The 15,068-nt window shown below is 62.8% G+C and carries 14 protein-coding genes; 10 read left to right on the forward strand and 4 right to left on the reverse strand.

Going from position 1 to position 15,068, the window contains the following annotated elements; translation table 11 throughout:
• The first annotated feature begins 1 nt into the window (after window position 1).
• The gene (locus LDN82_RS09005; protein ID WP_224167089.1) at window positions 2–1,225 is read left to right on the forward strand and encodes a nucleotide pyrophosphatase/phosphodiesterase family protein; all 1,224 of its coding nucleotides are present in this window, start codon (window positions 2–4) and stop codon (window positions 1,223–1,225) included.
• A complete protein-coding gene (locus tag LDN82_RS09010) occupies window positions 1,218–1,982 on the forward strand; it encodes a thymidine kinase (protein ID WP_224167090.1) in 765 nt (254 codons plus the stop codon). Before LDN82_RS09005 ends, LDN82_RS09010 begins: the two co-directional genes overlap by 8 nt.
• Window positions 1,983–2,023: 41 nt before the next feature.
• On the opposite strand, the gene sepH is transcribed toward LDN82_RS09010, so the two are convergent.
• Entirely contained in the window at window positions 2,024–3,415 is a 1,392-nt protein-coding gene (gene sepH, locus LDN82_RS09015) for a septation protein SepH (protein ID WP_224167091.1), read from the reverse strand.
• Between the two features lie 306 nt (window positions 3,416–3,721).
• Between sepH and LDN82_RS09020 the strand changes: the two genes are divergently transcribed.
• On the forward strand, window positions 3,722–4,021 hold the full coding sequence (locus LDN82_RS09020) for a DUF4193 domain-containing protein (RefSeq protein ID WP_224089614.1): 300 nt from the start codon (window positions 3,722–3,724) through the stop codon (window positions 4,019–4,021).
• A gap of 3 nt (window positions 4,022–4,024) precedes the next feature.
• Here LDN82_RS09020 and LDN82_RS09025 read toward each other — a convergent pair whose 3' ends face one another.
• Window positions 4,025–4,489 (reverse strand): DUF3093 domain-containing protein, encoded by a 465-nt coding sequence (locus LDN82_RS09025; protein WP_224167505.1) that lies wholly within the window; start codon window positions 4,487–4,489, stop codon window positions 4,025–4,027.
• A 106-nt stretch (window positions 4,490–4,595) separates the two neighbouring features.
• On the opposite strand from LDN82_RS09025, the gene dut reads away from it, so the two are divergent.
• The 4 genes from dut to LDN82_RS09045 are packed head-to-tail and all read left to right on the forward strand — an operon-like array spanning window position 4,596 to window position 7,078.
• Window positions 4,596–5,105, forward strand: coding sequence for a dUTP diphosphatase (gene dut / locus LDN82_RS09030; protein WP_224089615.1), 510 nt, complete (start codon window positions 4,596–4,598; stop codon window positions 5,103–5,105).
• Between the two features lie 56 nt (window positions 5,106–5,161).
• Window positions 5,162–5,929, forward strand: coding sequence for a DUF3710 domain-containing protein (locus LDN82_RS09035; protein WP_224167092.1), 768 nt, complete (start codon window positions 5,162–5,164; stop codon window positions 5,927–5,929).
• Window positions 5,922–6,299: a hypothetical protein gene (locus tag LDN82_RS09040; protein WP_224089618.1), complete on the forward strand. Its 378-nt coding sequence runs from the start codon at window positions 5,922–5,924 to the stop codon at window positions 6,297–6,299. Before LDN82_RS09035 ends, LDN82_RS09040 begins: the two co-directional genes overlap by 8 nt.
• Complete coding sequence (locus LDN82_RS09045; protein ID WP_224167093.1) at window positions 6,296–7,078, forward strand: DUF3159 domain-containing protein; 783 nt, start codon at window positions 6,296–6,298, stop codon at window positions 7,076–7,078. The genes LDN82_RS09040 and LDN82_RS09045 overlap by 4 nt, the downstream gene beginning before the upstream one ends.
• Here LDN82_RS09045 and LDN82_RS09050 read toward each other — a convergent pair.
• Together LDN82_RS09050 and LDN82_RS09055 are read right to left on the reverse strand one after the other, a co-directional pair.
• Window positions 7,048–7,782: an NAD-binding protein gene (locus tag LDN82_RS09050; protein ID WP_224089620.1), complete on the reverse strand. Its 735-nt coding sequence runs from the start codon at window positions 7,780–7,782 to the stop codon at window positions 7,048–7,050. The genes LDN82_RS09045 and LDN82_RS09050 overlap by 31 nt on opposite strands.
• The gene (locus LDN82_RS09055) at window positions 7,782–8,453 is read right to left on the reverse strand and encodes a TrkA family potassium uptake protein (RefSeq protein ID WP_224167094.1); all 672 of its coding nucleotides are present in this window, start codon (window positions 8,451–8,453) and stop codon (window positions 7,782–7,784) included. Before LDN82_RS09055 ends, LDN82_RS09050 begins: the two co-directional genes overlap by 1 nt.
• 115 nt (window positions 8,454–8,568) lie before the next feature.
• Here LDN82_RS09055 and LDN82_RS09060 point away from each other — a divergent pair, with 115 nt between their 5' ends.
• The 3 genes from LDN82_RS09060 (at window position 8,569) to acnA (ending at window position 14,984) form a co-directional block, all read left to right on the forward strand.
• Window positions 8,569–10,545 (forward strand): APC family permease, encoded by a 1,977-nt coding sequence (locus tag LDN82_RS09060; RefSeq protein ID WP_224089621.1) that lies wholly within the window; start codon window positions 8,569–8,571, stop codon window positions 10,543–10,545.
• Window positions 10,542–11,909: a TRAM domain-containing protein gene (locus LDN82_RS09065; protein WP_224167095.1), complete on the forward strand. Its 1,368-nt coding sequence runs from the start codon at window positions 10,542–10,544 to the stop codon at window positions 11,907–11,909. The genes LDN82_RS09060 and LDN82_RS09065 overlap by 4 nt, the downstream gene beginning before the upstream one ends.
• 264 nt (window positions 11,910–12,173) lie before the next feature.
• Window positions 12,174–14,984, forward strand: coding sequence for an aconitate hydratase AcnA (gene acnA / locus LDN82_RS09070; RefSeq protein ID WP_224167096.1), 2,811 nt, complete (start codon window positions 12,174–12,176; stop codon window positions 14,982–14,984).
• Window positions 14,985–15,068 lie beyond the last annotated feature (84 nt).

The raw sequence follows: 15,068 nt of genomic DNA on the forward strand, positions 1-15,068 counted from the left end.
GGTGACTGCACAGGAGCACACGCAGCCAACGTCCGGTACGGCCCCGGCCCTGGACCTCCCTTCGCCCCCGCTCTTTGGGAGCAGATCGATCGCCGAAGTCTTCACCAGTGCGGCCGCGAGCATGGGCATCCCCGGATTTGCCAACCAGCTTCACCTGCCTGCCGCGCAGCGTGTCTGTGTGGTCCTCGCCGATGGGCTGGGCCGCAGCCTGCTCAAACAAAAGGCCTCGCACACGCCGTTCCTGCGGTCCATCCTGTCCAGCGGACAGGGCAGCGTCCCCAACTGGATTGATTCCGCTTTTCCCAGCACCACAGCGGCTTCCCTCGCCAGCCTGGGCACGGGGCTGCCTGCCGGGCAGCACGGCATGGTGGGCTATGACGTCCTGGATCCTTCCCAGGACAAAGTAGTGAACCTGCTTGGCAACTGGGACGCCCACGTGGACCCTGCGCTTTGGCAGCCGCACGCTACCGTGTTCGAACGCATTGGTGCCGAAGCCGACGTCGTTACCGTGAGCCTCCCGCAGTTCGGCAATTCCCCCATGACCCAAGCAGCCCTCCGGGGCAGCCGTTTCGTGGGCGGCACAAGCCTGCATGCGCGCACAGCCGCCGCAGCAGAGGCAATGTCCGGCGGCGGCCCATCCCTGATGTACTTCTACGTCAACGAGTTGGACAAAGCCGGTCACCGCTACGGCTGCCAGTCCGACCGCTGGGAACACCAACTTGAAGAGCTCGACTCCACCGTCAAGAGGCTGTCCGCGACGCTGCCCCCGGGAACCACTATCGTGCTGACCGGGGATCACGGAATGCTGGACGTGCCCGAGTCCCAGCGCATTGACTTCTCAGCTGATGCCTCACTCGTCGCCGGGGTCCGCCACACTGCAGGCGAGCCCCGCATGGTGCATCTTTACCTTGAGCCCGGCCTTCCTGAAACCCAGCGCGAGCTACTGATCTCTGCCTGGCGGGCAAGGTTTGGCGAACGCATCTGGGCTTTCACCCGTGAGCAGGCGATAGGCGCCGGGTTGTTCGGTGACGTCCAGCCGGAGGTGGCGCCGCGCATCGGCGATGTCATGATCGCCGCCCGGGATACCCTTGCCCTTTACGACACCCGCAGGGTCCGTCCGGCATCGTTGGAAGTAGTCGGCCAACATGGGTCCTTGACGAAGGCGGAGCGCGAAGTGCCATTCCTTTACTTCCCGGCGGCCGGCAAAAAGGGCAAACGTGGCTGAACTCGTCTTCTTCTCGGGCACCATGGACTGCGGTAAGTCCACCTTGGCTTTGCAAATGGACTACAACCACCGCGCGCGGGGCAGGGGCGGGGTACGTTTCAGCTGCAACGACCGCGCAGGTGATTCGACGATTTCCAGCAGGTTGGGCCTCCGGACAGACGCCGTTGAAGTCCGTGCGGACACGGACTTCTGGGACGAAGTGGTTGTACGCCGGACCAGTGGGCTCCGTGTGGACTATCTGATCTGCGATGAAGCCCAGTTCTATTCCGCTGCCCAGGTGGAGCAACTGGCACGCCTGGTGGATGAGATGGAGGTGGACGTCTTCGCGTTCGGGATCACCTCGGACTTTCGAACCACCCTGTTTCCCGGCTCCCAACGTCTGATCGAACTCGCTGACAAAGTACAGGTGCTACAGGTCGAGGCATTGTGCTGGTGCGGGCGCCGGGCAACTCAAAATGCCCGAACCGTGGACGGCATCATGGTGGTGGAAGGGGACCAGGTCATGGTTGGCGATGTCGCTCCCCAGACCGCCGGCGACGCCCAGGCCATGAGCAATGAAGTTCGGACAGGGGAAGCTGCCGGCCATGAACCGGTGGTTGGCTATGAGACGTTGTGCCGACGCCATTACATGCGCCGCGTGACAGCCCACGGGGCCAACCTGATGGCCGGCGGAGACCAAACCCTGCCGTTCGACGTCGATGCCTGCCTGTGGCCCGGAGCGGGGTCCGGCACTGGCTCCGGCCTGAAGCCAAGCTAGGTGATGGTCGCCGCGCTGGATGCTGGTCGCCGCGCTGGGCGCTAGTCGCCGCGGGCGCCGAAGACGATCTCGTCCCAACTGGGGATGCTTGACCGTTTTGGACGTGAGGGCTGGCGCTCTACGGGTGCCTCAGCATCCTTGTGGGTGTTATGGTCCCCGGCCTCAACGCTTGCCTTGTCCTGCGCGGCTGGCTCTGTACGCGAGACAGCACGATCGGACTGTGTTTGCGGGGTCGTGGCGCCGCCAAGCAGTTCGTCCAACCCTGCCCGTTGCGTTTGGTTGGCCCCGGAATCAATTCGATCCGCATCCTTGGGATCATGAGCGCCGGCCACCCCCGGCTTGCGGTCGCTTAAGGACGTCACGGGCCTCAGTGGGCTGGCGACAACGGTTATTTCCCGCGTCTCCGTGCTGACGCCATCGTGGAGCTTCAGTGAGTCGTCGTCGTTTGAGTCATGGTTCCGGGGCGCGAGGCTAAGCCGGGACAGCATGGACGGGCGTCCGTCCTTCCGCGCAGGCTCGGCCACGGGAGAAGCTTCCGGTTCCGGTTGATCTGCGGCGGGTTCCTCGGCCGGGTGTTGATCTTCACCGGCTGAACGCGGGTGGGCTGCAGGAACGTTGCTGAGCAGGACGGCCAGGGCGTCATCGCCGTCCTCGTCCACGCCCAGGCGCTGCCCGCGGCGTGAGCGGAGCATTTCCAGGAGGCTGTCGGACTCTTTCGCAGACGCGCGTGCCGCGGTTTCGGCGTCCGTCTCAAAGTCGAAAGGACGATCCGAGACGGCGGCAAGCCGGCGCGTAGGAACGGGCCCGTCCAGTGGCTCCAGTTCGCTGAGCTGCTGGGCCCAGCGGTTGGCGTTCTGCAGGGATTTCCGCTGCGGACTGAACGTCCACATCGCGGGCGGCTCCTCGCCGATGCTGCCGTGCGTACCGGGGACCGCCTCAAAGCGCGCGACGACGGTCCAGGAACCATCCGAACGGCGCCACGAGTCCCATTCAACCGTTGAAGAATCGATGCCGTGCGCGGACAGGCGGTGGGCTACCATTTCGCCGAGTGTCGCTGGATTGTCGCCAAAGGCGGAACGATAGATGTCCTGGCCCGGGGCCGGGGAAGCTACTTCAATGTTCCTGGCCTGCTGCGCAACGTACTCACGCTCGGCCAGGACGGGGCCCTCGTAACGTTGCACGTTGGCAAGGGGCAGCCCGGACAACTCCGCTACCTCGGCCGCCGTCGCTCCACTGCGGATTCTGGACTGAATATCCCTGGGGGACATGGCAATCGGGGTGTTTGACGCCCGCGCAGCAACCTGGGCGGGGGTCCTGCTCGTCGCGGCACGAAGTGCCTCGTCGATCGGAAGCTGGAACATCGCACCGCCGGGTCCGCTCAGGAGCAGATGCCCGCCGTCGTCGTGGACGCCTACCAGCCGTAGATCCTGCATAACACCCTCCACCACATGGCATAACTGACATTCGAAACTCTGCCACCCCCATTGCCCTTTTCCTACTAGGACAAAGGGCGTGCCGTGATATTCCGGCGAAAATGGCAGATTACCGGCCGGTTCCGTCCCTGCAATCCGAGCTCAAATTGCTGCCTCTGGACAATTGCTGGACAGGGGAGGACAATCTGGCCGATATCGGGCACAAATCCGGGGCGTCCGGCGTTACACCCTTAGACCGGCGGCGGGCAGGAAATCCGCCAGGCCGGAATCCTACCCGGAGCAAGTACGACAGGACGAAGAAGGACCATGGCCACGGATTACGATGCCCCTCGAAAGACCGAGGAAGACGTCAGCGAGGACTCGATTGAGGAACTCAAGACGCGCCAGTCGGGGAAGCAATCCTCTGCGGTGGATGTCGATGAGACCGATCTTGCCGATGGCTTCGAGCTCCCCGGAGCGGACCTCTCCGGAGAAGAGCTCCTTATTCAAGTCATGCCACCACAGCCTGACGAATTCACGTGCTACAACTGCTTCCTTGTGAAGCACCGCTCCCAGATTGCAGCTGAGAGGAACGGGCACCTGTACTGCACGGAATGTGAGAGCTAGCAGCTAGCGCGCGCCCAGCGCAGCGACGAGTTCCTCCGGGCGGCGCGAAGACACCAGCCAGTAGGGTGTTCGATCGGCGGGATCGGTGATCTCGATTTTCACGACGGCATCGATCCACCCGCGGAAGCACATGTAGGCGAGGCCATTGAGGCGGGTTCCACGTTCGGCGGTGGCCGCCTCTTTTTTGAAGGCCTCGACGCTGCCGACGAATTTACGGTCGATAGTGGCCCGTCCCACCCTAAGGCTGTCCCGCGTAACGGTGATGGTGGGTGTTGAAACCACCAGCAGGGTGGTCATGACGGCCAGAAGCACCAGGGCGGCCGTGATACCCGCGGCGGCACTGATGGGTGCGAACATCAGGATTCCGGCGCTCGAGAGGCCCACGACGACAACCCAGATCCAGATGGTCGGCCATAATTTCTCGGTGAACAGCACCTGGGAGGCGGAGGGACTGTTCCGGGCAGGCATGGGGACGGACTGGTCAGGCGTAGGCATGGGTCCAGCTTATCGGCCCTTGGGCCGGCTAACTGCCCGGAGTGCCCGCAGGGATGTGCCCCACGTAGAATGGTCCACTGTGAGCAACGAGACCGCAGTATTCAGTAATGACACCACCGCAGCGTATGGCGCGCCCACTTTGGACGTTCAGCTGAAAATGCTCGACGCCGGGCTGGAAGCACCGTCCTACGCGCACCCGGGCGATGCCGGCGCGGACCTGCGGGCCCGCGAGGACGTGAAACTTGCCCCGGGTGAACGGAAATTGGTTCCTACGGGCGTTTCGATTGCCCTCCCGGATGGCTTTGTTGCCCTGATCCACCCGCGGTCCGGGCTCGCCACCAAACATGGCCTCACCGTTGTCAATGCACCCGGGACTGTGGACGCAGGTTACCGCGGCGAAATCGCGGTCACCTTGTTGAACACTGACCTGAACCACGCCATTGAGCTCAAGCGCGGCGATAGAATTGCCCAAATGGTGATTCAGCGCGTCGAGTACGCGCGCTTCGTGATGGTTGATGATCTATCCGACTCCGCCCGCGGTACGGGCGGCTTTGGTTCCACTGGCGGATTCAACGCACCGGTGGCCTGATAACCCACGGGGTTGCGGTTTACTTGGGGATAGACCACTACTAAGGAGACAACCCAATGCTTTTTGGGCGCGGCAAAAAGTCCAAGGCCGAGCGGCTGGAAACCGCTGGCACCGTCGAGGAAAACGACGCCGTTGAGGCAACAGCCCCTGCAACCGGCGCATCCGGTACCAAGGGTGATTTCCGGCTTGGCAAAGGTCCCTGGGACATCGATGAGATCGAGGACCGCGACGGATACGTGGATCTCGGCGCACTGCTGATCGCACCCGCCGACGGACTCCAGCTGCGGCTGGAAGTAGAAGAAGCTACCCAGCGCGTGGTGGCAGTGACCATGGACCTGGCCGGCTCAAGCCTTCAGCTCCAGGCATTCGCCGCTCCGCGTTCGGAGGGCCTGTGGGACGAGATCCGCGAGCAGATCGGCCAATCCGTAGCCAGCCAGGGTGGCGAGACAGAAGAAGTATCCGGAACGTTTGGCACAGAGCTCATCGCCAAGCTTCCCGCGGAAGCTACCGACGGCAGCCGGGGTTTCCGCGCCGCCCGCTTCATGGGTGTGGACGGCCCCCGCTGGTTCCTGCGGGGAGTCCTCGGTGGCGAAGCCGCACTGGACCGGGAGGCCGCCGCCGCCCTGGAGGAGCTCTTCCGGCGCGTAGTTGTTGTCCGCGGCGACAACCCGATGCCGCCGCGGGAACTGTTGCAGCTGCGCCTGCCCAAGGACGCTGCCGCCCAAGCCCCAGCCCAAGCCCAGGTTCCCGATCCCGATGCGCAGCAGGCCGGGCCTGCCATGCAGCAGCCGGAGCGGGGACCGGAGATCACCCAGATTGGCTGATACGCCCGGCTCGACAGGACCGTCCAGCCAGCAGTCCCAGCAAGTCGCTATCCGTGATCTCCCTTCCCGCGGCAGGGCCACCTGCACTGGGTTCATCGAGTCCGTCACGCATCAGCCGCCAAGTGAGCAACCCTTCTTTTCAGCAGTGGTGGTGGACGCGTTGGAGCACAGTTTCCAGCCGTCGGTTGGTGGCGGGGGAGTGAAAAGGCCCTATGCGCGGTTGCGCGTCATCTGGTTGGGCAGGAACCGTGTACCTGGGATTGAAGCAGGAGTTGAGCTGCGCCTGAACGGCATGGTGACGCAACTGGACGGCTTGCCTGCGATGTTCAATCCACGCTACGAAATACTTTCCCGTCAGGAGCACCTATGACCGTGGCCAACGGATCAGAGCCGAAGGATTCCGCACAGCCGACGCCAGGCGGGACTGAAACCCCGGCCACTGGGTCAGCCAAGACCCCGGCAGCCGAAACCCCGGGGGTGGCGGAGTTGGCTGCGGGCTATGCAGAAAAGGCAGGGCTTCAGCGCAACAGTGCCGGCCATGTAGACATGTTGAAGTCTGCCGGGGGAGTGCAAGGCATCGCGGAGAGTATCCTGCCGGGCCTCGTTTTCCTCGTGGCCTTCACCATAAGCCGGGACTTGACGGTTTCCCTGGTCGCGGCGTTGGCGACGGCAGCAATCTTCACTGTTGTCCGCCTGATCCAACGACGCCCGTTGACGCAGGCACTTGCCGGTGTGGTCGGCGTCGGGATTTCTGCTTGGTTGGCCAACACCACAGGGAAGGCCGAGGACTTCTACGTTCTCGGCTTCTTCACCAACATTGCCTACATCGCGGGCATGGTACTTTCCATCGTCCTCAAATGGCCCATTGCAGGGTTGCTGTTCGGATTCGTCCGCAACGAGGGTCTCGAATGGCGCAAGGATCCCGAACGCCTGCGGGCGTACCAGCTTGGTACCTGGATTGTTGTGGCCGTGCTTGCGCTGCGGCTGGTGGTGCAGGTGCCCCTGTACTTCCTGGGTGAACCAGGCTTGACGGCGTTGGCGACTACCCGGCTCCTCATGGGTGCACCGCTGTACATCCTTGGCCTTTGGGTGGCCTGGCTTGTGACCAAGCCGGCACCTCAGCCGTCGAAGCCGTCGTCCTCGGCCTGATCCGCAACGCCGGCATCGCCGTCGCGGGGCCCCTGGCCTGCCATCGACGCCGGCGACAACAGTGCCCGCAGACCGTCCTCTGCCTGGATGGTGGTGACGAAGAACAGTTCGTCGCCACCATCGAGGACATCGTCCCGGCTTGGGGTGATGGGTGCCTGATCGCGCAGGATGGCTACCAAGGTGGCGTCTTCCGGCCACTCAATGGCGCCCACTGTGCTCCCAATGACGTGGGAGTCGTGCGGAACGGTAAATTCCACGATCGAGGCGACGCCGGTCTGCAAGGTCAACAGCCGGACGATGTCGCCGATTTCTACGGCTTCCTCAACCAGCGCAGTCATGAGCTGGGGAGTGTTGACGGCGACGTCCACACCCCACGAGTCATTGAACATCCAGTCGTTCTTGGGGTTGTTGACGCGCCCAACAGTGCGGCCCACGGCGAATTCCGTCTTGGCCAGCAAGGAAACCACCAGGTTCACTTTGTCATCACCCGTCGCGGAAACCACGACGTCGGCATCCTCAAGTTTGGCGTCCTGCAGGGTGCTGAGTTCGCAGGCATCGCCCACCAGCCAGCGCGCACCCCGCAGGCCGCTGCGGCCAATGACTTCAGGTTTGAGGTCGATGAGCAGGATTTGATGGTTGTGGGCCAGGAGCTCACGGGCAATGGACGAGCCGACGCTGCCTGCGCCAACGATGACAACTTTCACTAAGACTCCTTGGCCGGTGCTTTGGCGAGGACCCGGCTGATCTCCGAGGTCCTGTCCAGGCTCAACATTGCGTGGACGGTATCGCCTTCCTGGTACGCCGTGCCCGGCAGGGGCAGGAGGCCTTCACCAAAACGCGTCAGGAAGGCTATGCGAATGCCCGCGGCAGCTTCAATGGACGTCAGGCTGTGGCCAATCCATCCTTCATGCAGGTCCACCTCCGCCAGGACGAGCCGCCCTGATGGCTCCCGGTAATCGCCGGCGAGATGCTGTTCGGGAAGGATGCGCCTGAGGACCTGGTCGGCGCTCCAGCGCACGGCAGCCACGGTGGGAATGCCGAGGCGTTGGTAAATTTCGGCGCGTCCGGGATCGTAAATACGGGCCACGACGTGTGCCACATGGAATGTCTCACGTGCTACCCGGGTGGCCAGGATATTGGAATTGTCACCACTGGAAACTGCGGCGAAGGCGTAAGCCTCTTCCACTCCGGCCTGCTTGAGCGTGTCCCTGTCGAAACCTACGCCGGTGACCTTGCGGCCGGTAAACGTGTTGCGAAGCCGACGGAACGCCCGCTCGTCCTGGTCGATGATGGCCACCGAATGGCCGGCGTCTTCCAAAGTGTGTGCCAGGGTTGCGCCAACACGGCCGCAACCCATGATCACGAAGTGAGCCACCGTGTCTCCTTATGTGTGTTTACCGTGCCGCTGCGTATGACTTTACCGGTGCAGCGGACGTAAGGCGGCGACCGCCGTCATGACATCGCCGGGGATTCAGAGTAGTTTTGCGAAAGTGTTGACAATACTGAATGCTGCGAAGCGTGTGGTTGTGGGCCGGCCAGTCCGGAATGACCGCTTATCCCACACCCTCTTGCCTAAACGCATCGCTTTGCCGATCTTCGCCTCGGACGCCCTGTCTTCAGTGGCCTACGCGCCGGATGAAATCCTGCTGACCCTGGCTCTCGCCGGTGTCAGCGCCGTGGCCTTCTCCCCGTTCGTCGGCTTAGCCGTGATGGTGGTTTTGCTCACAGTGGTTGCCTCCTATCGGCAGAATGTGCACGCCTACCCATCGGGCGGGGGCGACTACGAGATCGCCAACGTCAACCTGGGCAAATATGCCGGGCTCACCGTCGCTTCCGCGCTCTTGGTGGACTACGTCCTGACCGTTGCGGTATCGATGTCTTCCGCAGCGGCCTACCTCACCACGGCGATCCCTTCATTGCACGGCCAACAGGCGATGATCGCGACTGTGGGCGTGATCATTCTCGCCCTGGTCAACCTGCGGGGCATCAAGGAGGCCGGCACGGTCTTCGCCGTTCCCACCTATATTTTCATGGCGTCCATCCTGGGCATGACCCTCGTGGGCATCTTCCAGGCGCTGACGGGACAACTTGGCCAGGCGCCATCCGCCAACTTCACCATCGTGCCCGAGGCCGGCTTCGATGAAGGCCTCGTTGGACTTGCCGGCGCATTCCTGTTGCTGCGTGCCTTTTCCTCGGGCGCCGCGGCATTGACGGGTGTGGAGGCAATCAGCAACGGGGTGCCCAATTTCCAGAAGCCCAAGAGCAAGAACGCTGCCACAACCCTGCTGTTGCTGGGCGCGATCGCGGCGGCCATGCTGGCCGGCATCCTTTACCTCGCCAACGCCACCAAGGTCCACATTGTTCTGGATCCCGCCAAGGAATTCCTTCTTGACGGCAAGCCGTTGCCCGAGGGCTATATCCAGAACCCGGCCATCAGCCAGATCGCAGACACCATTTTTGGGGCAGGTTCCATTCCCTTTTACGTGGTGGTGGCCGCCACTGGCGTCATCCTTGTCTTCGCTTCCAACACCGCCTTCAACGGCTTCCCCGTGCTGGGATCCATCCTTGCGCAGGACGGCTACCTGCCCCGCCAGCTCCGAACCCGCGGCGACAGGTTGGCCTTCAGCAACGGCGTGCTGGCCCTGGCTGCCGGAGCGCTGGTCCTCATCCTTTCGTTCAACGCCGACGTCACCAAGCTCATCCAGCTCTACATCGTGGGTGTCTTCATTTCCTTCACCGCCAGCCAACTCGGCATGGTCCGCCACTGGGGCCGGGAGCTGAAACTGGCCAGGGACAAGTCGGTACGCCGCAGGATCATCAAGTCCCGGACCATCAACATGGTGGGCTTCGGCATGACGGGGTTGGTCTTGGTCATCGTCCTCATCACCAAGTTCGAGCAAGGTGCCTGGATCGCACTCCTGGCAATGTTCGTGCTGTTCCTCATCATGTGGAGTATCCGGGCGCACTATGACAATGTTGCCAAGGAGTTGGCAGTTGACGAGGATTCATCGCCACGCGCATTGCCCACCCGGGTCCACGCCGTTTTGCTTGTGTCCCACGTCCGCAAGCCTGTATTGCGTGCCCTGGCCTACGCCCGGGCGTCGCGGCCTTCGCGACTCGACGCGGTCACCGTGGATATCAACTCCGAAGAGACAGAACATACCGTCCGGGATTGGGAGAAGCTGGAAATTCCAGTACCCCTGACCGTGCTGGCCAGCCCCTACCGTGAGACCGTGACTCCCATCATGGAGTACATCAAGAACATGAGACGCGACTCTCCCCGCGACTTGATCGTGGTGTACATCCCCGAGTATGTCGTGGGCAAATGGTGGGAGCAGCTGGTCCACAACCAGACGGCCCTCAGAATCAAGACGCGGCTCCACTTTGAACCTGGAGTCATGGTTGCCAGCGTTCCGTGGCAGCTGAAGTCCTCCGAAGAAGCAAAGGCACTGCAGGATACCCAATGACCTCCCACAGCATTTCACCCCTTACTGACAACAGCGGAGGCCAAGGTACAGCCGGCACCGAACTGACCGTTGACGTTGGCCCCATCGCGCATGGCGGGCATTTCGTCGCACGCCATGAGGGCCGCGTCATCTTCGTACGCCACGGCATTCCGGGGGAGAGGGTCCGCATCCGGTTGACCGACTCCGGCGACTCGTCGCGCTTCTGGCGTGCCGACGTCGTGGAGGTCCTGGAAGCCTCGCCGGACCGCGTGCCGCACTTCTGGAAGCCGGCAGATTCGCTGGCGGCCTGGCAGCACGGAAATCCGCCCGTGGGAGGTGCCGAGCTCGGCCACATTTCCCTGCAGCGGCAGCGCGCCCTGAAGGCTGAAGTGTTGTCGGAGCAGCTCAAGAGACTCGCCGGCCTGGACCTTGCGGTCGAGGTTGAGGGCGTAGGTGCCAACGACGACGGCGGACTCGGCTGGCGTACGCGCGCCAGCTTTGCCGTGACCTCCAAGGGGCGGCTGGGTATGCATGCCCACCGTTCGGACGTCGTGGTGCCGATCCGGGAGATGCCCTTGGCACTTCCCGGAATTAACGAACTCAAGTTGTGGGACCTCGATCTCAGCGGGATAGCGCGCGTGGAAGTGGCGACACCTGCCAATGGCTCCAGGCCGCTGGTGTTGCTGGCGCCGGAGGAAACGACCAGTCCCAAGCGGCTGCACAGCGTCCTTTCGCAGTTGCCGCATGATGTCTCCGTAGCCAGCTTCGATCCCGGCAAGGGCCAGGTGCTGCAGCTTCGGGGGAGGACCTGGGTGCAGGAATCGGCGGCAGGGCATGAATACCGTGTGACGGGCGAAGGGTTCTGGCAGATTCATAAGGACGCGCCCGATACCCTTGTGGACGCGGTGACGGGCTACCTCGCAGGGGGAGGGTATCTCCAACCCGGTGCGGCGGTGGCCGACCTCTATGCCGGTGCCGGCCTTTTTACTGCTCCTTTGGCTGATGCGGTGGGCGTTACTGGTTCGGTTTTGTCCGTTGAAGGATCACCTGGCACCAGCCGTGATGCGCGCAAGAACCTGCACGGAGAATCCCATGTCGAGATCGTGCAGGGACGAGTGGAGCGGGTATTGCACCAGCGACCACGGAACTTCGATTCCCTGGTCCTGGACCCACCGCGCGTGGGTGCTGGAAAAGCAGTGGTAAACCAACTCATGGCCTCACATCCCAGGGCAATTGCCTATGTGTCCTGCGATCCGGCTTCTTTTGCACGTGATCTGGGTTACTTCCAGCAAGGGGGTTGGCGCTTGGAGTCATTGAGGGCCTTCGACCTGTACCCCCACACCCATCACCTGGAAACCGTCAGCCTCATCGTTCCCGCCGGTTAGGCCGGTTATCGCCCGTCACGCCACCGATGGCGGGCGATGCGTGGGTTGCCGCGTTTGACGGAGCTGCCTGGCAGCGGTGCTTGAACGTGATCGAAGCCACTACGATGGGCATAGTAGTCCCACATAGCAGCCCCACTCCGCATTGTTCCGCGCGGGGGCAGGGGTTGACCAACTGAGAGTGCCGCCCGGCTAAGTAAGGTGCGCCTAACTGGCTAGCGGCCAACCACGCGACAAAGATGAAACTGTTGCGAGAGGAGTCCTGCCATGAGCACTGTGGACAGCTTCGGTTCCAAAGGCGTACTGAATGTAGCCGGCACCGATTATGAAATTTTCCGGTTGAACTCCGTAGAGGGCGCAGACAGCCTTCCGTTCAGCCTCAAGGTATTGCTTGAAAACCTCCTGCGGACTGAGGATGGCGCCAATATAACGGCTGACCACGTCCGCGCCCTGGCCGGTTGGGACCCCAATGCGGAGCCCGACACGGAAATCCAGTTCACCCCTGCCCGGGTCATCATGCAGGACTTCACCGGCGTACCCTGCGTTGTAGACCTCGCCACCATGCGCGAGGCCGTGAAAGAACTTGGCGGCGACCCCAAGCGCGTCAACCCCCTGGCGCCCGCCGAAATGGTCATCGACCACTCCGTCCAGATCGACGCCTTCGGTAACTCCGGCGCACTGGAGCGCAACATGGAGATCGAATACCAGCGCAATGGTGAGCGCTACCAATTCCTGCGGTGGGGCCAGACGGCCTTCGATGACTTCAAGGTTGTTCCTCCGGGAACCGGCATTGTCCACCAGGTCAACATCGAGTACTTGGCCCGCACAGTCATGACCCGTGAGGTCGACGGCGTGCTTCGTGCCTACCCGGACACCTGCGTCGGAACCGACTCCCACACCACCATGGTCAACGGTCTGGGCATCCTGGGCTGGGGCGTCGGCGGCATCGAAGCCGAGGCTGCCATGCTTGGCCAGCCCGTCTCCATGCTGATTCCCCGCGTGGTGGGCTTCAAGCTCAACGGCAGCATCCCGGCCGGTGCCACCGCAACGGACGTTGTGCTGACCATCACCGAGATGCTGCGCAAGCACGGTGTTGTTGGCAAGTTCGTCGAATTCTACGGTGAAGGCGTTGCCGCTGTGCCGCTGGCAAACCGTGCAACCATCGGAAACATGAGCCCGGAGTTCGGTTCCACGGCTGCCATGTTCCCGATTGACGATGTCACCTTGGACTACCTGCGCCTGACCGGCCGTTCCGAAGAGAATGTCGCCCTGGTGGAGGCATACACCAAGGAACAGGGCCTCTGGCACGATCCTTCCCGCGAGCTGCGCTTCTCCGAGTTCCTCGAGCTGGACCTTTCAACGGTTGTTCCCTCCATCTCCGGCCCGAAGCGTCCCCAGGACCGCATCGAGCTGACCGATGCCAAGGAGCAGTTCCGCAAGGACATCCACAACTACGTCGCCATTGAAGACGGCAGCGTTGACGAGGCATTGGACGAATCGTTCCCGGCTTCGGATGCTCCTTCCTTCACGCACGCGGATTCGCACACCACGGAGACCGCACGCGTTGCTTCCGCCGCCAACGGCGCGCAGGGCCGCCCGTCCGCTCCGGTGCACATCAAGACCGCTGACGGCCGTGAGTTTGAGTTGGACCACGGTGCAGTATCGATCGCCTCGATCACTTCCTGCACCAACACCTCCAACCCGTCCGTCATGTTGGCTGCAGCCCTCCTTGCACGCAACGCCGTTGACAAGGGCCTGACGTCCAAGCCGTGGGTCAAGACTTCCGTGGCTCCGGGTTCGAAGGTCGTTACGGACTACTACGAGAAGTCCGGCCTGACCCCGTACCTGGAAAAGCTGGGGTTCTACATCGTTGGCTACGGCTGCGCGACGTGCATCGGCAACTCCGGCCCTCTGGAGCCGGAAATCTCGGAAGCCATCCAGGCCAACGACCTCTCCGTGACGGCTGTCCTCTCGGGCAACCGCAACTTCGAAGGCCGTATCAACCCGGACGTCAAGATGAACTACCTGGCCTCCCCGCCGTTGGTCATCGCTTACGCCCTGGCCGGTTCCATGGACTTCGATTTCGATACCGATGCCCTGGGCACGGACTCCGAGGGCAACGAAGTCTTCCTGAAGGACATCTGGCCCAACCCCATCGAGGTGCAGGAAGTCATTGACTCCTCCATCGACAAGGCCATGTTCGCCAAGGGTTACGAGGGCGTCTTCGACGGCGACGAGCGCTGGAAGGCACTGGACACTCCTGCAGGCGACACCTTCGCCTGGGCCGAGGACTCCACGTATGTCCGCAAGCCCCCATACTTCGAGGGCATGAAGGCACAGCCGGACCCCGTCAAGGACATCCAGGGTGCCCGCGTGTTGCTCAAGCTCGGCGATTCCGTCACCACCGACCACATCTCGCCAGCCGGCTCCTTCAAGTCCGACACGCCGGCAGGGCAGTACCTCCTGTCCAATGGCGTGGAGCGCAAGGACTTCAACTCCTACGGCTCGCGCCGTGGCAACCACGAAGTCATGATCCGCGGTACGTTTGCCAACATCCGCATCAAGAACCAGCTCCTGGACGGCGTCGAAGGTGGCTTCACCCGCGACTTCAGCCAGGAAGGTGCACCCCAGGCGTACGTTTACGATGCTGCGCAGAACTACCAGGCTGCGGGAACGCCGCTGGTTGTCCTTGCAGGCAAGGAATACGGTTCCGGATCATCCCGTGACTGGGCAGCCAAGGGCACGGCCCTCCTGGGTGTCAAGGCCGTCATTGCCGAGAGCTACGAGCGCATCCACCGCTCCAACCTCATCGGCATGGGCGTTCTTCCCCTGCAGTTCCCCGCTGGCGAGTCTGCGGCAACCCTGGGCCTGACCGGTACGGAGACGTTCTCGGTTGAAGGCGTCACGGCGCTGAACAACGGCACCACGCCCAAGACGCTCAAGGTCACGGCAAAGGCCGAGGACGGCACGTCCAAGTCCTTCGACGCTGTCCTGCGCATCGATACCCCGGGTGAAGCGGACTACTACCGCAACGGCGGCATCCTGCAGTACGTCCTGCGTCAGATCTCCGCAGCATAGTGAACCTGCTGGTTTCCAGCTGATTCTCCAATGCAGGCAGCCCCGGCTGGTCGCCCGACCAGCCGGGGCTGCTGCGTCTGTGGA

The sequence above is a fragment of the Arthrobacter sp. StoSoilA2 genome, from assembly GCF_019977195.1.
GTDB lineage: Bacteria > Actinomycetota > Actinomycetes > Actinomycetales > Micrococcaceae > Arthrobacter.

Bases quoted from the DNA above. Each gene is read 5' to 3' on its own strand.
- LDN82_RS09045 (WP_224167093.1), top strand. From the start codon at position 6,296: ATGACCGTGGCCAACGGATCAGAGCCGAAGGATTCCGCACAGCCGACG.
- LDN82_RS09065 (WP_224167095.1), top strand. From the start codon at position 10,542: ATGACCTCCCACAGCATTTCACCCCTTACTGACAACAGCGGAGGCCAA.
- sepH (WP_224167091.1), bottom strand. From the start codon at position 3,415: ATGCAGGATCTACGGCTGGTAGGCGTCCACGACGACGGCGGGCATCTG.
- LDN82_RS09035 (WP_224167092.1), top strand. From the start codon at position 5,162: ATGCTTTTTGGGCGCGGCAAAAAGTCCAAGGCCGAGCGGCTGGAAACC.
- LDN82_RS09025 (WP_224167505.1), bottom strand. From the start codon at position 4,489: ATGCCTGCCCGGAACAGTCCCTCCGCCTCCCAGGTGCTGTTCACCGAG.
- acnA (WP_224167096.1), top strand. From the start codon at position 12,174: ATGAGCACTGTGGACAGCTTCGGTTCCAAAGGCGTACTGAATGTAGCC.
- LDN82_RS09020 (WP_224089614.1), top strand. From the start codon at position 3,722: ATGGCCACGGATTACGATGCCCCTCGAAAGACCGAGGAAGACGTCAGC.